The sequence below is a fragment of the Winogradskyella pelagia genome (genome assembly GCF_017581965.1).
Classification (GTDB): domain Bacteria; phylum Bacteroidota; class Bacteroidia; order Flavobacteriales; family Flavobacteriaceae; genus Winogradskyella; species Winogradskyella pelagia.
Map to the genome: position 1 here is coordinate 318,023 of NZ_JAGEVF010000001.1, position 20,044 is coordinate 338,066.

At 35.4% G+C, this 20,044-nt stretch carries 17 protein-coding genes; 8 read left to right on the forward strand and 9 right to left on the reverse strand.

Features of this window, described 5'->3' with window-relative positions; genetic code table 11:
• Positions 1-38: 38 nt before the first annotated feature.
• Positions 39-917: a DMT family transporter gene (locus J4050_RS01465; RefSeq protein ID WP_208152161.1), complete on the reverse strand. Its 879-nt coding sequence runs from the start codon at positions 915-917 to the stop codon at positions 39-41.
• A gap of 96 nt (positions 918-1,013) precedes the next feature.
• Between J4050_RS01465 and J4050_RS01470 the strand changes: the two genes are divergently transcribed.
• Positions 1,014-1,535, forward strand: coding sequence for a heavy-metal-associated domain-containing protein (locus J4050_RS01470; RefSeq protein ID WP_208152162.1), 522 nt, complete (start codon positions 1,014-1,016; stop codon positions 1,533-1,535).
• A gap of 487 nt (positions 1,536-2,022) precedes the next feature.
• Here J4050_RS01470 and J4050_RS01475 read toward each other — a convergent pair whose 3' ends face one another.
• Positions 2,023-3,444: a DUF5689 domain-containing protein gene (locus J4050_RS01475; protein ID WP_208152163.1), complete on the reverse strand. Its 1,422-nt coding sequence runs from the start codon at positions 3,442-3,444 to the stop codon at positions 2,023-2,025.
• 81 nt (positions 3,445-3,525) lie between these two features.
• Positions 3,526-6,411: a TonB-dependent receptor gene (locus J4050_RS01480; protein WP_208152164.1), complete on the reverse strand. Its 2,886-nt coding sequence runs from the start codon at positions 6,409-6,411 to the stop codon at positions 3,526-3,528.
• A gap of 215 nt (positions 6,412-6,626) precedes the next feature.
• Between J4050_RS01480 and J4050_RS01485 the strand changes: the two genes are divergently transcribed.
• Positions 6,627-7,682, forward strand: a complete 1,056-nt coding sequence (locus tag J4050_RS01485; protein WP_208152165.1) for an endonuclease/exonuclease/phosphatase family protein — start codon at positions 6,627-6,629, stop codon at positions 7,680-7,682.
• A gap of 42 nt (positions 7,683-7,724) precedes the next feature.
• On the opposite strand, the gene J4050_RS01490 is transcribed toward J4050_RS01485, so the two are convergent.
• From J4050_RS01490 to J4050_RS01500, 3 genes are all read right to left on the reverse strand, one after another.
• The gene (locus J4050_RS01490; protein WP_208152166.1) at positions 7,725-8,162 is read right to left on the reverse strand and encodes a hypothetical protein; all 438 of its coding nucleotides are present in this window, start codon (positions 8,160-8,162) and stop codon (positions 7,725-7,727) included.
• A gap of 80 nt (positions 8,163-8,242) precedes the next feature.
• Entirely contained in the window at positions 8,243-8,554 is a 312-nt protein-coding gene (locus J4050_RS01495) for an antibiotic biosynthesis monooxygenase family protein (protein WP_208152167.1), read from the reverse strand.
• Positions 8,555-8,556: 2 nt separating this feature from the next.
• A complete protein-coding gene (locus tag J4050_RS01500; protein ID WP_208152168.1) occupies positions 8,557-9,408 on the reverse strand; it encodes an SH3 domain-containing protein in 852 nt (283 codons plus the stop codon).
• Between the two features lie 254 nt (positions 9,409-9,662).
• On the opposite strand from J4050_RS01500, the gene amaB reads away from it, so the two are divergent.
• The 3 genes from amaB (at position 9,663) to J4050_RS01515 (ending at position 13,907) form a co-directional block, all read left to right on the forward strand.
• Positions 9,663-11,216 carry an L-piperidine-6-carboxylate dehydrogenase gene (gene amaB / locus J4050_RS01505; protein WP_208152169.1) on the forward strand — a complete coding sequence of 518 codons (1,554 nt, stop codon included), beginning with the start codon at positions 9,663-9,665 and terminating at the stop codon, positions 11,214-11,216.
• A gap of 123 nt (positions 11,217-11,339) precedes the next feature.
• Entirely contained in the window at positions 11,340-12,716 is a 1,377-nt protein-coding gene (locus J4050_RS01510; RefSeq protein ID WP_208152170.1) for a DUF1800 domain-containing protein, read from the forward strand.
• Between the two features lie 3 nt (positions 12,717-12,719).
• Positions 12,720-13,907 carry a DUF1501 domain-containing protein gene (locus tag J4050_RS01515; protein ID WP_208152171.1) on the forward strand — a complete coding sequence of 396 codons (1,188 nt, stop codon included), beginning with the start codon at positions 12,720-12,722 and terminating at the stop codon, positions 13,905-13,907.
• 210 nt (positions 13,908-14,117) lie between these two features.
• Here J4050_RS01515 and J4050_RS01520 read toward each other — a convergent pair whose 3' ends face one another.
• From J4050_RS01520 to J4050_RS01530, 3 genes are read right to left on the reverse strand one after another with little or no spacing between them, the layout of a single operon-like run.
• Positions 14,118-15,251 (reverse strand): ATP-binding protein, encoded by a 1,134-nt coding sequence (locus J4050_RS01520; RefSeq protein ID WP_208152172.1) that lies wholly within the window; start codon positions 15,249-15,251, stop codon positions 14,118-14,120.
• A gap of 11 nt (positions 15,252-15,262) precedes the next feature.
• Positions 15,263-16,012, reverse strand: a complete 750-nt coding sequence (locus tag J4050_RS01525) for an SDR family NAD(P)-dependent oxidoreductase (RefSeq protein ID WP_208152173.1) — start codon at positions 16,010-16,012, stop codon at positions 15,263-15,265.
• Between the two features lie 11 nt (positions 16,013-16,023).
• Positions 16,024-16,887: an aldo/keto reductase gene (locus tag J4050_RS01530; RefSeq protein ID WP_347879097.1), complete on the reverse strand. Its 864-nt coding sequence runs from the start codon at positions 16,885-16,887 to the stop codon at positions 16,024-16,026.
• Positions 16,888-17,100: 213 nt separating this feature from the next.
• Between J4050_RS01530 and J4050_RS01535 the strand changes: the two genes are divergently transcribed.
• The 3 genes from J4050_RS01535 (at position 17,101) to J4050_RS01545 (ending at position 20,032) form a co-directional block, all read left to right on the forward strand.
• On the forward strand, positions 17,101-17,919 hold the full coding sequence (locus J4050_RS01535) for a DUF4382 domain-containing protein (RefSeq protein WP_208152174.1): 819 nt from the start codon (positions 17,101-17,103) through the stop codon (positions 17,917-17,919).
• Positions 17,920-18,068: 149 nt separating this feature from the next.
• A complete protein-coding gene (locus J4050_RS01540) occupies positions 18,069-19,070 on the forward strand; it encodes an AAA family ATPase (protein WP_208152175.1) in 1,002 nt (333 codons plus the stop codon).
• 98 nt (positions 19,071-19,168) lie between these two features.
• Positions 19,169-20,032, forward strand: a complete 864-nt coding sequence (locus J4050_RS01545) for a DUF58 domain-containing protein (RefSeq protein ID WP_208152176.1) — start codon at positions 19,169-19,171, stop codon at positions 20,030-20,032.
• The last annotated feature ends 12 nt before the right edge of the window (positions 20,033-20,044 follow it).

Sequence of the window (20,044 nt, forward strand, 5' to 3'; positions counted from 1 at the left end):
GATATCCTAAAAAGCCGAAGCAATTGCTTCGGCTTTTTTTATGGTTTATATTTATTAGAGACGTAAACCCCTAGAAGAATAAATACAGCACCTATCAATTGAATAAAACTCAATTTTTCACCATCCAACCATCCCCAAATCAACGCGACGATAGGCATAAAATAGGTTACTGAAGAAGCAAATATGGGTGTTGAGATTTGTACTAGCTTATTAAAGAAAACCTTTGCTAGTGCTGTGCCAAAAATAGAAAGAATAGTCACATAACCTAAAGAGGCATAAAAATTTGGACCGTCCAAGGTCTTAGATTCAAAAAACCCTGAAAGAACTAAAATTATAATTCCTGGGATAATAATTATTACATAATTTCCAGTAGCTATGGCAAGCGGGCGTACATCTTGTAAATGCCGCTTTATTATATTTACATTGGTCGCATACATTAGTGTAGATACAATCACAAAACCAGCATAAATATAATTTTGATCGGGATTAATATCAGCTCCACTAAGTATTAACAAAGCCGTACCAATAAAACCAATAATAACTCCAATAACTTGTTTTGTGGTAGTGGCAACTTTAAAAAAGGCTAGTCCTAAAAGAATAGTGTTCAAAGGAACTAAAGAGTTTAGTATGGACGCTACAGCACTGTCTATCTCTGTTTCTGCAATAGCAAAGAAGAAAGCCGGTATTAGAGAAGCTATAAAACCAGAAAAAGCTATCCATTTCCATTTTGCTTTCGGAATTTCCTTTATAGTGAAGAACCCAAATGAAATCAATAATAGTCCTGTGAGTACTGTACGAAGTGCACCTAGTTGAAAGGCAGAAAGTCCAAGAAGTGATTTTTTAATAAGTATAAATGAGCTTCCCCAAATAATGGACAATGCTATAAGATAAACCCACTTCAGGTTAAGACTTTTCATGTAAATTCTTGTAAAAAGAATCACAAAAATCGTTAATTACTTCGCAAGAATGCCTAATCTTTATTAGATTTAGCTCAAATTTAAGAGTTATAAGTCATGAAAACTGTAAAAACTATTTGTTTAGTTGCATTGTTTACAATGGCTTTTACATCTTGTAAGAATGATGTGAAGCCTGAGGTTAAGACAGTTGCGATGGACCAATCAAAAGAGGTTGCCTCTAACGAGTTAGACCCTAATGCTAATTACACCAAAGTTGAATTTGGTATAGAGGGTATGACCTGTAAAATGGGCTGCGCCAATACTATTGAAAAGAAAATGGCGAAAATGGAAGGTGTTAAATCAGCAAAAGTAGATTTTGATAAGCAACTTGCCATGGTTGAATATGATGATGCCAAAGTAACGCCTCAATCTTTAGAGGAAGCTGTTGCGAAAGTTGGAGATGTTTACAAGGTAAAAGACATGAAAGTGGTTGAGGAGTTCGGAGCAAAAAAAGAACCTTGCCAACCAGACTGCGATAAAGCATGCTGTGCTAAAAAAACAGAAGCTGAAAAAATGGCATGTGCAAAGGACTGCAAAAAGGCCTGTTGTGCAGACAAAAAAGAAAATATGTCAGAATAATAGATAATTAATCTTATATCGAAAACGTCATTTCTATGGAAATGGCGTTTTTTTTATCTCAATTGATAAAGAAAGTAACCTAACAAAAAACATCCAAAAGGCAATGCCCAAAGTAATCCTATTGCATGGGGTTTGCCTTGCCGTTTACTCTTTAGAATATTTCGCTTTTTGCCAGAATAGTACAACCAGTTTTTAAAGATAATTCCTATTATCATCAAACCATATAAGATGAAGAATTTGGTGTTAGACATAACTGGAAGTTTCATTTGTTGTGCAAATACCAAGGCAAAAAGAGAAAACAACCAAAGTATTGAACTATGCAGTAAATTAATATATATAGCTGCAAGAGTTATACTTCTTTTACCGTACGCCTTTTGATAATAATTATAGATTGTTATGTAAAAAGTATCTAGCACCAAGAAAACTCAATTAAAAAGCCACATCTGATAAAACGAGATGTGGCCTGTATAAATTTTATTTTAAAATTTTAATTACCAGTAACAACAACGTTATCTAAATGATATCTAGTAGTTGCACTAGGATCAGAACCTTCGTATAAAAATCCTATCACGGCAGTGCCTTCTACACAAGAAATATTAACCGGACCGACGTTTTCAAAATTACCAAATGTACTTGATGGACCAACTGGGATAGTAACATCTAAGATAGACCAAGTAGCCGTTGTTGGATCACCTGCATAATCTGTAGAAATATACACGCTAAGATTTGTACCATTGTCAAAATTAGCCTGAATGTCAAAAGATAATTCTTCGCCAGTGGTATTATCCATATCAATAGGAGGCGTTACAAGCCATACGTTAGCTTCGTCATTATCAGAGTTAAAGGCAGAGATTTGAGAATAGAAATTTCCGCTGAAACTACTGATAAACCAGTCTGTATCCGTACCGCTTACATTAATATTATCCCAACCTTCAGAAGGATAAGTTCCAAAAGCTTCAAAATCCTCCTCATAGATTGGAGCACCTCCACCAGAAGGATCTGTACACTCTAAGAAATCTGGATCGCAACGCTCTTGGCTATCAAAGTTTATATCCTCTGGAGAACTTATTACAATATTAAATACCTCGCCAAAAAAGTCTTTGGATAAAATAGCCGTCATGTTACCTCTACCAGAAGGTAAAGTTAATCCTTTAAAATCTGCAAATGTACTTGTACTAAATACCACAGCTGAAGAGGTCGTGCAGCTTTCTAATTGGCGCTCACCATCAAATTCATCAAAACTCTCACCAGCATATGTCAACGGGTTAGGCCCAGTTGCTTGATTTCGGTTAAACTGTACATCTTGTAATTCAATAAGTAAGTTTGTCTTATCACTAGAAAAATCTGAGAATTCCATAGGCATCGGAATCATAGTTGTAAATTCTGCAGAACGTCTTATAACAATATCTTCTACGGCAGAAGGTATTTTACCAATACGATTTCCATCCAATATTCCTAAAGAAAGAACACCATTTGAAATACCAGCATAAAGGCCATTAAGTCTTACGTATATTTTACGTCCTACTTCGTATCTACCAAACAACGGATTGACATCAATTAAGAGTCTGATACCCACCGTTGGGTCTTCAGGATTATCTTGAAGGATAATTTCTTCGAAATAATTACCTGCCTCATCAGAGGAAATTACGTAACCCTCCATATATTGTACTATTCCGGCATCATCGAAATTGAAGAAAACAAAATCTTCGTCATTGTCATAATCTATGCCTCCACCATGTATTTGACCAAGAGCTCCAGCTACAGCAGAAATTTGAATGACTTCTCCATCCAAAATAGGTTCTACAATATCTGTGTTAGGAGTCTCAAAATCGTCGTCTTCCACACAGCTGTTTAAAACTACCAATCCGAGTATTAGTAGTAGAAATTTGTTAAATTTTAAAGTTTTCATAATTGCTTTTTTATATGTTTTGCTGGATGATGGGCATCCATTTGCTTGTATTGTGTTTGTATTATTATTCTCTTTCATAGCTTAAAATCTTACGTATACATTAAGGTAGTAAGTTGTACCATTACCAAAGAAATAGCGAGGGCCAAATATTGGACCGCTTGCTCTTGACTTGTCTTCTTGTAACCTTCGGTAATTGGCTAATCGCGATTGCTCAAAACCACCTGTTCTATATTCTTCATTAAAAACGTTATTTATTGTGGCGAAGAATCCAACGAAATAATCATTGATTTTCCAAGATTTACCACCTATTATATTAACTAGCATGTAGCTATCAAATTGTTCTTGCTTTAGCAAGTCTTTTGCAACGTCAGGATCATAATCGTTAAAGGTGTTGCCATCGTAATCTGAAGTAAAATTAGCAGATCTTGCTAAGTTACTTACATCTATATAAGCATTAGAAAAGAAGTTACTAGTAACTCCAAAATTCCAGTAATCTGGATCTCTATATTCAAATCCAATTTGATAGGCTCGCTCCGGGCCACCTGCCACATGAAGGTTCTTTAGATTGGTTGTTCCGTCTCCAAAGGTTACTTCTCTGTCAACACCTTGTCTATTTAAAAAATCTACACTAGTGAGATATAAGTTAGGATTATTTTGGAATGTATATTGCCCAATCGATGCAGCTCCTTTTAATTTTATAGTCGGTGTTACCTGTGCTTCAATACCCAATTCAACACCTACATGTCTACGCTCAATATTGGTCATTATTTCTTGAACGAAGGCATCTCCGCTATCAATACCTAAACCAGCGATATCTTCAGTAAAGTAAAATCCAACATCACTACCATCCTGAAATCCAGAATAAAAACCTGTAATTCTAGCTTTAACCGTTGGTGATCTAAAAATATAACTCACATCTACGGACTGTATTTTCTCACTTTCTAATCCAATGACCGTAGCGTTGGTTTGCCTAGCGTTACTAAAAGCTGTTCTTAAAAAAGGTGCTTTTGTAAAATAGCTGCCATTGACATCAATTAAATGTTTACCTGTGATTTTATAGGTCAAACCACCTTTTACCCCAAAATTGGTAAAGTTAAGTTTGTCACTTTCACCAAAGGAACCATCATTACCTCCTCCTGCGAAGAAACCATTTTCATAGAGACCAGTTCGTTGGTAGTTGGTTTGTGAAACATTAGCACCTACATAAAAATCTATCTTATTGTATTTAAATTGTGCCTGAGCAAAGGCGGAAGCAACATTAGCTTCCATTTCATAGTTGTATTTGTAGCGCTCACCCTCTCTTGCAATTCGATTAGGATTTCTTAAATCACTTTGCGCCAATGTTGAGGCTGCAATTTCATCTATACCACCTTCTTCCTCATCTGCAAAGAAGTCAACATCTAAATAGCCTGTGCCGCCCATAAGGTCCTCTACTCGAGCAAAGTTTTCACTTTTTAACATTCTATAATTTACCGCAGCGTTTAATCTAATATTTTCAGCTAGTTCAGCGTCTAATATTGAGTTGAATGTTAATTGTTGGTCCTTTATTACATCAGCTTGTACAGCATATAATGAATTCCCCCCAACATTACTTGGTCTTTGATTGGCTTCATAAAAGCTAAGCCAAGGCATTTGGCCATCATTTAAAAACCGTTGTTGAGATAAGTAAGCATTTTGGAAATCAGCAGCAGTTGGATTTGGATCTTGTAAATAGAAACTAGGTAAGTTTTGATAGTAGGTAGGATCTGGATTACGAGCACCTCCTAAGAATGCACTGTCCCCATTTTCATCTACATACAAACGTGTTCCACCATTATCTATTCTTGTATTGGCTATTTCACCGAACTGATAGGCAACATTGGTGTTCAATTTCACTTTAGAAGAAATATCCCAGAAATGGTTAAGCATTAATATAGGCTCATTAATTTGTCGCATTCTAGAGTTTCTTTGCTCACCGTTTAACAAGCCCCAGAACGGATTGTATTCGCGTCCTTTAAGATTATAGACCTCCTCGGTTATTGCTGTAGATCGCCCCCTTCTGTTTTTAGCATATATCCCAGTGAAGTTGATACTATGCTTATCATTAATTTGTTTTTCAACGGCTACAAAAAATGAATTTGCATCGTAAAGTGTTCCATCGATAAAGCCTTGTTCACCATAACGGCGAGAACCTAAAACTGTGTATGACCAGCCGCCTTCGAGTAATCCAGAGCTGTAACTAGCCATTACTCTTCCTTGGTAGCTTCTGTTTGCAGATGCGTAGGAGATACGCCCTCCTCTTCTGTATTTTGAGGCACGCATAACAATATTGTTAGTACCTGCTAAATCGCCAAAATTATAGTCATTTGGCGCAAGACCCATTGAAAACTCCTGGTTTCTTTGAACATCATTTAATCCGCCCCAGTTACCCCATTGAGGTCTACCGTTGAATTGTTTATTCATTTCAACACCGTTAATAAGGACCTTACCATTGGCATTGTCTAAACCACGAGGTCTAAAGAATGTGGCGCTAAAATCAAAGGCCGCAGCATTTAAGAAAACATCTCTAGATGCCTGAAGCAGACCAGAGATATTATCCGTTAAACCATCGTCTTCACTATTTAAATTGTCGTCAGAAATTGAAATAATGAATAGATCTTTTTTGTCGCTCGAATCAAAATCGAGAGTCATACCAGTAATGTCTACCGTTTGCCCTTCATTAACAATGATAGGATAACGCTTTACGACATAACCTACTTTTTCTACCTTTAAAACCTGATCTCCCAAAGGAACATTTTGCGTAAAACTAAATTCACCTTTGGCATTGGTCTTCGCTGTTTGTCCGGTTTCTTCGATAGAAATCGTTACATCAGGAATAGGTTCTCCTGTTGTTCCATCTAGAACGCTTCCTTTAATAATGGTTTGTTGTGCAAAACCACTTAGGCAGAAGGCAATTCCAAATAGAAAAAATAAAAAACTTTTTTTCATGCCCATTTTAAATATTGATTGTTACTGTAGGTTAAATAATGGTTATTTGAGGCGCACAAATGTACATTATTTATGATAATTACATACTTTTGGCAAGCAATTTGATTCGATATAACGATAAGTTAATATGCGGCATTGCCGTAGCGATAGCTAATTTTTATTAAGATAAATTTAACAATAGATTTGCACAATTGTAAATGCACAAAAATTGATTTATGAAGATATTAAAATCACTTGTTGTTTTAAGTATTCTTTTTTGTTTTTTGACCTCTAACGCCCAAGACGAAAAAAAGTTTAAAATTCACACACTGGCGTTTTATAACTTAGAAAATTTGTTTGATACTATTGATGACCCACTAAAGCGCGATGAAGCTAGCCCGATTATGGAAATGAAAGCAAACCGAGCTGATGTGTACAGGCAAAAAGTAAAGAACATGGCAAGAGTCATATCTAATATCGGAACGGATATGGCAAAAAATTCCCCTGCAATAATAGGAGTTTGCGAAATTGAAAATAGGGACGTATTAGAAGACATTGTTAACGATCCTTTATTGTTGCCTAAGGATTACGGTATAATTCATTTTGAAGGGCCGGACCGAAGAAGTATAGATGTAGCACTTTTATATCAGAAATCTTTGTTTAGACCTATTGATTCTAGTTCACATGAGTTAAAGATATATGATGATTTAACTCGAAGACGCGTATATACTAGAGACCAACTTTTAGTCAGTGGAGAATTAGATGGTGACCTTATTCATATCATAGTCAATCACTGGCCTTCTAGAAGTGGCGGTGAGGCAAGAAGCCGATCTAAACGAGTTGGTGCAGCCAAGTTAAACAAGCGTCTTATCGACTCTTTGCAATCCATAGATCCTTATGCTAAAATATTTACCATGGGCGATCTTAATGACGACCCAACAAATGACAGTGTTAAGGAGGTTCTAAAAGCTAAGAAGGAAAAAGAAGAAGTACCTTTAAAAGGAATATATAATCCTTATGAAAAAATGTTTACCGATAAAGGCTATGGAACAACAGCCTATAGAGATGCTTGGAGCTTATTTGACCAAATAATGGTAACTCAACCTTTATTAGAAGAGGACTATTCCTCTTATAGGTTTTGGAAAGCTGGTATTTATAATAAGGCCTATTTGTCAAATAAAAGAGGCAGATGGCGCGGTTATCCTTTTAGAAGTTTTGCTGATGGAGGCTTTACAAACGGATTTAGTGATCACTTTCCGGTTTACGTCTATCTTATTAAACAAGCTGAATAGATTAATAAAAAAAGACCTTGAGGAAATCAAGGCCTTTTTTTATTAAAACCATAAACCCCAAGGAATTTTGGCTAATACTAATATCAGTGCTAACGTATAAAAAATGGCGAGCATTTTAAATTTGGGTTTAGATACTAGTTTCTTTTTATGTTTTGAGTAGCCCATTGTGACCAAAACTACAGCAATAATCATAGTTGTTGGGTGCTCTACAATAAGATTTCTTAATGCGGAATTCTTCATTACCTCTCCCATACCACCAACTTGCTCAATAGTAGAAAAGTAATCCTTGGTAAAAAACAGGATTATACCAATAAGAAGCTGAATATGCATTGTTATTAAAGTAAATAAAGAGATTCTGAAATCTCTGGCTTCAAACTCTTTGTTGCCAAAAAATTTAAAAAGGGCATTTAGGGTTGCTAATACCAAAACAACTAACACCAGATAAGCCCAATAAGAGTGTATAAATTGAAGTGTGTCCATATGTTATATAATTAGAAATGCAAAAATACGGATTTGATTCAAATGCTAATTCAGTACGAAGCAATAATCCTTAATAGAATTTAAGGCAAGGAATCAAAGTTATACTCTCGCTCAACTTTACAAACACGTACCTTATACCAACTATACCACAAATCCTTGCCTTTATTTTGAGCAGTAAGATGGCTAGAGTTTGCTTTCCATTTTGCAATTACTTCTAGACTTTTCCAATAACTGACTGTAATTCCCAAGTCATTTCTAGCACTATCTATGCCCAAAAAGCCTTCTTGGGTTTTGGCAAGAGTTTCCATTTGTTTTGCCATAGCGCTGTAGCCTTCGTTAGATTTCAGTTTTGAAGTAAATATCACAGCGTAGTAGGATTTAGCAGTATTCATAATCAACAACCCATAGGAATTTTAAATTCTATTATTTTTTCGGAAACTTTATCATTCTGGTCAGTGATAAGCACTTTCAGAAATATACCATTTATAGAAATACCCACAGGATAATCATTTAAGGTTTTTATTCCCTTTACATAATTACTCCAATCCTTACCACACTTATTTTCCACCTCTTCTTTTAGAGCTCGTATATCTATATCTATAAACTGTTGCCTTCCGCCCTGGTTATAGCTTAGCGTTTTAAATTTAGTTTTTGTAATGGCTTCTATGGGTTTCCATTGTGAGTGGTAATGCTTCCATTCTGTAAGATCACAATGTGGTCCTTCATTCATTATAGTGATGCTACTCTCAAAGCGCTGAAATACACTTATCCTTTTGTAGTCTTTATTGTTTACGATCAAGATTTTTCCTTCTGGCGAATCTCCTAAAGTAACACCAATTTTAATGGTGTCGGTATAGTGAAATGTATGAATTTTAAATTCTTCAGTAGTTTTAAGATTTTTCAACTTCATGCTTAGTCCTATATATCTGAATTCAATAGGATTGACTATTCTGTCTTTAGACAGAAAACCGTTGAAAACATAACCGGTAATAGAAGGCGACTGAATTTTCACCCAGTTTCCATCGATTTGTTCACCTTCATCAATAAGTGTAAGATTAATATTTGTTCTTTCCGTGATTTCAATAGCATCTCCATAATCTAGTTTGCCAACTTTTCGTGCCTTGGGATTGGGCCGCTCTCTAACGGTTAAGCCATTATCGGCTGTTACATAAGCTTGTTTTTGTGCAAGGGATATGCTAGAACTTGTTAACAGCATTACCGCAAATAAGGATTTGATGATTTTCATAATTTTTAATATAAAATTTAGCGGTATTATAAAGTGTCTAGCGCATAGGGCAACTATTTTTTATTAAGCAATTACTTACAATAGATGTACGGACTACTTTCTGGATATAGATTTTTACCCAGAGTTAAAGTCTTCTTAAATCTCATTAGCTTTCTTTCTAGGACAGACGTAATTCAACTCGTAAATCCTATTATTTTGGGACATTCTTAGTAACTTCGTAGCATAATTTAATAATTCATAAAAACTAATTATCAATGCAAGTAGTTGCTAAAGATTTCGGAATACAAGAAGCGTTACAAGATTTAGGTGTTGGCGCAGTCAATGAAGGGACTTCTACAGGTTCTCAGAAATTTTCAAATGGAGAACTTATTGAAAGTTATTCTCCAGTAGATGGCCAATTAATAGGAAAAGTAAAATCTACGACAAAAGCTGATTATGAAATAGTGATGACTGTCGCAACAACAGCATTTAAAACGTGGCGTGTAATGCCTGCTCCTCAGCGAGGCGAAATTGTTCGTCAATTTGGGGAAAAGCTACGTGAGAAAAAAGAGGCTTTAGGTAAGCTGGTATCTTACGAAATGGGTAAATCTTACCAAGAAGGCCTTGGAGAGGTCCAAGAGATGATAGACATCTGTGATTTTGCTGTGGGACTATCACGTCAATTACATGGTTTAACAATGCACTCCGAGCGTCCTGGACATCGCATGTATGAGCAGTACCATCCACTAGGAGCCGTTGGTATTATTTCTGCCTTTAATTTTCCTGTTGCTGTTTGGGCATGGAACACAGCTTTGGCCTGGGTATGTGGTGATGTTTGTATTTGGAAACCTTCTGAGAAAGCGCCATTATGTGGTGTAGCATGCCAGAATATAGCGGCTGAGGTTTTTGCCGAAAATAATTTACCAGAAGGTATTTCTTGCTTAATTAATGGGGATTATTGTGTTGGGGAATTTATGACAAAGGATAGTAGAGTTCCCTTGGTTTCTGCAACAGGATCAACAAGAATGGGTAAAATAGTGGCCCAAGAAGTAGCTGGGAGATTAGGTAAAACCTTATTAGAATTGGGAGGAAACAACGCTATTATTGTTACACCAGATGCTGATATAAAAATGACAGTCATTGGAGCTGTTTTTGGCGCCGTTGGTACAGCTGGCCAGCGTTGTACAAGTACACGTCGACTAATTATTCATGAGTCTATTTACGATAAGGTAAAAAACGCCATCGTTGATGCTTACAAACAATTGAAAATAGGTAACCCTTTAGATGAAAATAATCATGTTGGTCCATTAATTGATACAGATGCTGTTGCGATGTATAAAAATGCACTTGAGCAAGTTGTTGAAGAAGGTGGAAAACTCATTATTGAAGGCGGAGTATTATCTGGAGCAGGATACGAAAGCGGTTGCTATGTTAAGCCTGCAATAGCTGAAGCGAGTAATGGCTTTAAAATTGTACAGCACGAGACCTTCGCACCTGTACTTTATCTGCTAAAATATTCAGGAGAAGTAACAGATGCAATCGAAATTCAAAATAACGTTGCACAGGGATTATCCTCAGCTATAATGACTAATAATCTTAGGGAGGCTGAGGCATTTTTATCTCATGCCGGAAGTGATTGTGGTATTGCTAATGTTAATATAGGGACTTCGGGTGCTGAAATTGGAGGTGCCTTTGGTGGTGAAAAAGAAACTGGCGGTGGTCGCGAATCGGGTTCTGATGCTTGGAAAATTTATATGAGGCGACAAACCAATACCATTAATTATACGACTGAACTACCACTAGCTCAAGGTATAAAATTTGATTTGTAATTCAATCAGAAAATAGATGTTTGCAAAAACCGTTTCACTATTGAAACGGTTTTTTGTGTTAAAAATGGAACTGTTTTTGGTAGTGTAGTTTAAACCCTTAGCTTAAATTAAGGTCTAAAGAATATGGAGTCTAAAGATATACAGCATTTATATTGGAGAGCAGCCTTTGGTATTAGTCCGCGTCTTTTAGATGAACATAGAGGAATGGATAGGGCGCAAGTAGTTCATGATTTATTTGCTAATGCTTCTGATATTAGCCCTTTGTCAATTGACACATCAGAATTGGATCATTATCAACCGTCTGATTTTGTAAATAATAAACAAAAGCGGAATGAGTTCATACAGAAAAGCATGCAATATATTCTTAAACTCAACACCAGTTGGATTGAACGACTCATGGATTCGCCAGGTTCACTGCGTGAGCGCATGACCTTATTTTGGGCAAACCACTTTGTGTGTAAGGACCGCAATATTTATCACGTTCAAAACTATAACAATACACTTAGGGCGCATGCTCTTGGAAATTTTGGAGACTTTGTAAGAGCCATATCTAAGGAGGCCGCAATGCTAAAATATCTTAACAGCAATCAAAACCGAAAGCAAAAACCCAATGAGAATTTTGCCAGGGAATTATTGGAGCTTTTTACCTTAGGGGAGGGTAATTATACAGAAAAGGATATTAAGGAATGCGCGAGAGCCTTTACGGGATATAGTCACAATTTTCAAGGAGAGTTTATCTTAAGACCTGCTCGTCATGATAATGGTTATAAGTTTTTTTTAGGAAGTACGGGACGTTATGATGGAGATGATATCATTGATATTATTCTACAACAAAAACAATGTGCCAGATTCGTTTGTGTAAAAATCTACACCTATTTTGTTAACTCTAAAATCAATCAAAGCCACGTGGATGCAATGACTGAAGTTTTTTATAAAGATTACAATATTGAAAAACTAATGCATTTTGTGTTTACGTCAGACTGGTTTTACGAAACTCAGAATATTGGCAGTAAGATTAAATCGCCAATAGCTCTACTAGTTGGAATGGCACAAACCGTACCGTTAAAATTTGAAGAACCGAAAGATCTTTTAAAAATTCAAAGAATTTTAGGGCAAACCTTATTAGATCCACCAAATGTTGCAGGTTGGAAAGGCGATAAAGCGTGGATTGATGCCAATACCATTATGGTACGCCTAAAATTACCTTCCTTATTGCTCAATAATGCTATAATTTCTTTGAAGGAACAAGGTGATTTCAATGATAGTTTTAGAGAACAGTTTTATAAGCGCGTAAAGAACAAATTGCCTTTTAAGACAGTGCCTTATTGGGAGTCTTTTATGTCTAGCTATAATGCCGTAAAAACAGAGAATTTATCTGAGTTACTAATTCAAGGTGCTATAAATGAAGGAACAATAGATTATTTGCAGACATTGAGTAAAAAATCTAAACGAGATTATTGTATACAATTAATGTCCTTGCCCGAGTACCAAATGTGTTAAGCCATGGAAAGACGACAATTTTTAAAAAATTCAGCATTGGCAAGTAGCCTGATTATGGTGCCACAATTTATAAAGGCTTTGGAATCTGTCTCACCAGAACGTCTTGGCTATAAACGCCTGGTAATTGTACAACTTGCTGGTGGTAATGACGGGCTTAACACTATTATTCCCTACAATAATGATATTTATTATAACTTAAGACCAAGATTGGCAGTTAAGAAAGACATTATTAAAATAGATGACCAATTAGGTTTTCATCCAAGTTTAAAACCATTGAAACCATTGTTTGATAATGGCGAATTAGCTATTATCAATAACGTAGGGTATCCTAATCCGGTAAGGTCACATTTTAGATCTATGGATATTTGGCAGACTGGGAGTAGCTCGAGTGAATATCTTCAAAGTGGATGGCTGGGAAGGTATTTAGATAAGTATGGAAATAAACCTTATAATGCCATTGAGACAGACGAACATTTGAGTCTTGCCATGAAGGGTGAACATTTTAATGGTATTGCCACTACTGATTACAGAGTTTTATATAGAACTGCAAAGGATCCATACTTTAAAAAGGTCCTAAACCATTACACAGACCATCATCTCAATGAGCACAATCTAGGATATTTGTACCAGACTATGATTGAAGCTAAGTCTTCAGCAAATTATATCTATCAAAATACTAAGGTTAAATTATCGCAAGAAACTTACCCTCAAAATATACTTGCAAGGCAATTACGAACTGTGGCTAATTTTATCAACTCAGGATTGGACACAAAAGTATTTTACACTTCTTTTGGCGGATTTGATACCCACGCCAATCAGCAAAATCAGCAAGGACGCTTATTATCCCAATATTCAGAAAGTATTGCGGCTTTTGTTAAAGATTTAAAACGTAACGGAACTTTTAATGATACCTTGATTTTAACTTTTTCAGAATTTGGAAGACGTGTTAGGCAAAACGCTGCAAATGGTACTGATCACGGAACTGCAAATAATGTTTTTGTAATAGGCCAGAAATTAAAAAAAGCAGGATTGTATAATCCGTTGGTTAGTTTAACAGATTTAGATAATAATGGTGATTTAAAGTACGAGATAGATTTTAGAGCTATTTATGCTACGATTATTTCTAAATGGATGGGTGTTTCAACAGCAGGAATAATTAAATCAGAACACAGACCCTTAAGCTTTTTATAATACAAAAAACCTTGCTCCAGCAAGCTCTACAGCTCTCCTGTGAAACAAGGTTATATAATTGATTAATAGCCTTACAAAAGTGCACATTTTAATTCGTTAAGTTGAAATTTTATGATGAATAGCAAAAAAAAATGTATAAAATGCAATATGTTTAATTTCTGTCCGATGATATGCAGAAAATTAAGGTTAAATAACATGAAGACCAGTGTGTTAGCTATACTTTACTTTACGCAGAATTCTCATAGTATCCTTATATGATTTATATATAGTGTTGTTATATTTTTTTAAATAAGGCTTCGCATATTCTAGTTTGGGGAGTGCTTCATCAAAACCATTTAAATAACAGATGAGGTAGCTAGCGGCTAAATTTTGTAGATCTGAATTTTCATGAGGCGCAAGACGAATATTCTTTTTAAGTTTTTCGAGTAAGGAATTATTGGTATTATAAATATGATGAAGCAATTTTCTGTCAAATTGAGGCGGATCAAATATTAATTTGGCATCTATGGAATAATTGGCGTTATCCTCAAAGGTTATAACGGTTTCTTCAAGTTTAAAATATCTAAAGGACTGTTGAAGACCTAACCTCACGTACTCCACTATTTTAAATGACCTGTCGTTAAAGCTAATTGCTACTTCGTCTAGCGCAGAATAAAACAAGCGTACCTGTTCGTTTATAAGCTCTATGTCAACACGCGAAAAGAAGGTTTCTTCCTTAACTTGTTTTTTACTTCCAGACCAACAAAGCACAAAATATTCTTTAAATACATGATATTGAGGACTGTAATCTTTGCGTTTGTTCATAAAATCGAAAACACCATCTAACGTCAATTCTATATTATTCTTTGCATGGTTTTCAATAGCTGAAACTAGTCTTGAATTAACATCCTTAATAGCCAAATCAAAGACCTTTGGCATACTAATGCTCCCCTCTCTAAAAAAGACTGCCCCACCGTAGTATTTCCATATGTTTTTTTTAAGAGATGTAATTTCGTTAATAGGTCTAATGGTAACAAGTCCTACAACCTTATCATCTGATAAATGGGGAAATGGAATATTTTCATATTGTACTATTGGAGGATTGGTAAGGTAGGCATTAATGAGATTTTGAATTTTGCTATCATCAAAAAAATCTACACCAATAATTTTATTATCCTCATCTTGTACACCAATGACAATGTAAGAGTTGTTCTTTGGATTGCTGTTAGAGAGTGCGCAAACATGCTTTAAAAATTTGGCTTTGCCTTCCTTATAGGTGATATCTATTTTACGTTTTTTGTCGTAGAAACTGTTCTCATCATTGTGAGCCAATAGGTTTTTTATGAGAAGCCGTTTATTGATCAAATCAAAGGGTGTTAAGTCTTTTTAACAGTAACAGAATTAGCTTGTGCCGTCGGAAAAACCAAAACGTCTGCAAGATTTACGTGGGCAGGTCTAGACACAGTAAAATAGATAATATCAGCAATATCTTCTGCTTGCAAAGCTTTGTAGCCCGAGTAAACGGAGTCGGCTTGCTTTCCACCTTTAAACCTTACTTTTGAGAATTCCGTTTCAACTAGTCCAGGATTAATAGCACTTACTTTTATTCCATATGGATTTAAATCGATTCGCATGCCTTCTGTTATCGCTAAAACTGCATGTTTGCTTGCGCAATACACATTCCCTTTAGGGTACACTTCCTTGCCAGCAGAAGAACCGATGTTTATAATGTGTCCAGATTTACGCTCAGTCATTCCAGGAATAATAGCCTTACTTACATATAGGAGGCCTTTTACATTAATATCCATCATAGCGTCCCAATCGTCTAGACTTCCAGTCTCAATAGGGTCAAGGCCATGAGCATTCCCAGCATTATTTATTAAGATATCGACGTTTCTGAACTCTTTTGGTAAAGAAGCAATAGCTTCTAATACTTTTTCTCTATCTCTAACATCAAAGTTAAGTGTATATACATCTGTGTCCCGCGATAGAGCTTTTTCTAAACTCTCTAAAAGTTGTTGACGACGTCCACATAACACTAATTTAATGCCGTGTTTAGAAAATTCGTGCGCGGTGGCGCGCCCAATACCACTTGTTGCTCCTGTTATTAAAGCTATCTTATTCATAGAATTTTATTTTATGGGACTTTGTGGCCTTGACAAGCAACCAAAATGAGGAACCAATCTTCTAGTTCTAAGTCTATTTTTGAAGCGTCTATGGCCTGTTTTAATCTTTTAGTATTTGTTGTTCCAACTACGGGAAGAATCCCAGCGGGATGCTTCATAATCCAAGCCAATAATAACTGGTCTTCCGTAGCATTATACTTCTCTAATAATGCACCTAGTTGTTTATGAATTCGTCTACTTTTTTCATTATCATCTTTAAAAACCGTACCAAGAGGCGACCAAGCCATTGGTTTGATACCATTAGTTTTCATGTAGTCTAATGTACCATTGAGCATGGCAGAATGCTGAGTTAAAGAGAACTCTATTTGGTTAACATCAACATCCATGCGTAGACCAATTAATTCCATTTGAGAGGGTGTAAAATTAGATACGCCAAAAGATTTTATTTTCCCTTGTTTTTTTAAAATGGTAATAGCTTCAGCTATATCCTCTGGGTTCATTAAAGGACTCGGTCTGTGTAGCAAAAGCAAATCGATATATTCAGTATTAAGATGCTTCAACGATTCTTCTGCAGACCAAATAATATAGTCTTTGTTGTAGTCATAATGCTTAACTTTATTGTTGCGATTCTCACTTAAATATTGAATGCCACATTTTGAAATCAACTGAATATCTTCCCGTTTAATACCAGTTCGGAGAAAGGCCTTGCCAAATTCGCTTTCTGTGGTATAGCCACCATAAATATCGGCATGATCAAACGTAGTGATATTGTTTTGGGCACATTGTTCTATAAGCTCACACATTGCTTTAGTGGAGAGGGACTTGCCCCATTGGCCCCAAGTCATAGTTCCAGCGATTACCTGAGAATATCTCACAAAAGAAAATTTTATTGGTTAATAGCTATTTTTTATAAAAATAGGCAAAATCATAAGTAAAAAAGTATCATTATATAACAATTATAATAGAACCAACAGACCTTTAGTCTTATTTTTACACATAACTATTGAGAGGTTTTTTCACTAAAGTGAAAAAAATCTAATTATACAATTTAGCCGTATATTAGGAAGAATACAATAAAAGATATTATTATGAAATTATACAAACTAGTCCTGAGCTTAACTATTGTAGTCCTTATATCTGCTTGCGATGATTCAAACAATTCTGCTTTAAATACTCCTATTGAGGAGGGAGCAAGTCTATCAATAAAACTCGTAGATAATCCAGGAGATTATGAAAACGTTTTTGTTGAAGTTATTGATGTATTGATTAAATATGAAAGTGATAGTGCAGATGATAACAATGGTTGGTTGTCTATAGGAATTATTGAACCAGGTATTTATGACTTGTTAGAACTTACTGGCGGAGTTAATTTGCCTCTAGTCGAGAACGAAATCATTGAAACAGGAATTATTCAACAAATCCGATTGGTTTTGGGTGATTCCAATTCAATTGTTTTGTCAGGAGAATCTGAAGCTAGACCACTAACAACACCTAGCGCACAACAATCTGGTCTTAAGGTCATGGTAAATGAGCCAATCCTACCAGGATTTGATTACAATTTTATTCTTGACTTTGATGTGGATGAATCTATTGTTGTAGCAGGAAATTCCGGAAATATAATTTTGAAACCAGTTTTAAGGGCCAACTTAGAAATAAATTCTGGGAATATTGAAGGTGTAATTTTACCAGTTGGTCTAGCAGCTGAAATTGAGGCCGCCAATGAAAATACTTCTGCTACAACATTTACTAATGATCAAGGGAACTTTCAGATTGCTGGTTTATCAGAAGGTGTTTACACTCTTACGATAACTCCAGATGTAAATTCTACATTTGAGCCAATTGTTATTGATAATGTGACAGTAACTGCTGGAGATACAACAATCCTTGAGACCATTTTGTTCGAATAGCCCGAATTTAAAGATGTTAAGAGGATATTTGTATTAAAAAAAAGTACACTTTTTTTAACCAATCATTAACAGCAACTCCCGAAATAATTTAACACTTTGCATCTTCAATAATTATAGTACAAAATAAACTGCTATAAAACGTTATTATAATGGAAGATACAAGCACAATTGACATAAAGGCCATTAATGAAAAGATTGAAAAGGAAAGTGCCTTTATAGACCTATTAATTTTTGAAATGAATAAGGTAATCGTAGGCCAGAAACATATGGTAGAGCGTTTACTTATAGGGCTTTTAGGTCAAGGCCATATTTTGCTAGAAGGTGTTCCGGGATTGGCTAAGACACTAGCTATTAATTCTTTGTCTAAGGCTATTGATGCAAGTTTCAGCAGAATACAGTTTACTCCAGACCTTTTGCCTGCAGATGTTGTAGGGACACTAATTTACAATATGAAAGAGAATGATTTCTCTATTAAGAAAGGACCAATCTTCGCAAATTTTGTTCTTGCTGACGAGATTAATCGTGCTCCTGCTAAAGTGCAATCAGCACTTTTAGAAGCAATGCAAGAAAAGCAGGTTACTATTGGCGATGAAACCTTTATTTTGGAAAAACCTTTTTTGGTAATGGCAACCCAAAATCCTGTTGAACAAGAAGGTACATATCCACTACCCGAAGCACAAGTCGATAGATTTATGCTCAAAACAGTTATAGACTATCCTAAAATAGACGAAGAACAATTAATTGTAAGAGCAAATTTAAAAGGAAGTTACGACAAGATTAATCCCATAATTTCTACAAAACAGATATTGAGCGCACAAGAAGCTGTACGTGACGTTTATATGGATGAAAAAATTGAAAAATATATTCTTGATATCGTTTTTGCAACACGTTACCCTGAAAATTATAGGTTAGGAGACTTAAAACCTTTAATATCTTTTGGTGCATCTCCAAGGGGAAGTATAAATTTGGCAACAGCAGCTAAGTGTTATGCTTTTATCAAAAGACGTGGTTATGTGATACCCGAGGATGTCCGCGCCGTTGTGCACGATGTATTGCGACACAGAATTGGAATAACCTATGAAGCAGAAGCAGAGAATGTAACTTCAGAAGATATCATTAACAAAATTGTAAATGAAATCGAAGTGCCATAAATGAGTTTACAGTATATCGGTAATCAGAGCATACAAAACAAAACCTTACAGATTACCCGTTACTTATAATCGAAGATTGCGAAACTGGAAACTGAAAAATGGATACTAAGGAACTTCTTAAAAAAGTACGTAAAATAGAGATTAAGACAAGGCGTTTGTCTGATCATATTTTTGGAGGTGAGTACCATTCTACCTTCAAAGGGCGTGGTATGACATTTTCTGAAGTACGACAGTATCAGTTTGGTGATGATGTTAGAAATATCGACTGGAATGTCACGGCGCGCTACAATGAACCTTTTGTAAAGGTTTTTGAAGAAGAACGCGAGTTAACGATGATGTTAATGGCTGATGTTTCTGGGAGTAAATTTTTTGGTACAAAAAACCAATTCAAAGACGAAATTGTAACTGAAATTGCAGCAACACTAGCTTTTTCAGCAACACAGAATAATGATAAAATCGGACTGATTTTATTTTCCGATGAAATAGAGCTTTATATCCCGCCTAAAAAGGGACGCTCACATGTGCTAAGAATCATTCGGGAGCTATTAGAATTTAAGCCTAAAAGTAAAAACACCAATATTGCAGAAGCCTTGAGATTTTTGTCCAGTGTGATGAAGAAAAAAGCTATTGTTTTTGTATTGTCAGATTTCATTGCAGATGACTACAAGAATACTCTCAAAATAGCAGCAGGAAGACATGATATAACTGGTATAAGGATTTACGATAGGCACGAAGAAAGTATTCCAAACATTGGCATGGTGCAAATGGAAGACGAAGAAACAGGTCAATCGATGTTAGTAAATACGGCCTCAAAAAAAGTGAGGTTAAACTATGGTAAATTCTATACAGAAAAGGTTCGCTATTTTAATGATAGTTTTACAAAGTCTGGCTCTGGCTCTATTAGTTGTAGAGTAGATGAGAGCTACGTAAAAAAATTATTGGGATATTTTAAAAGACGTTAATAAGGAGTTACA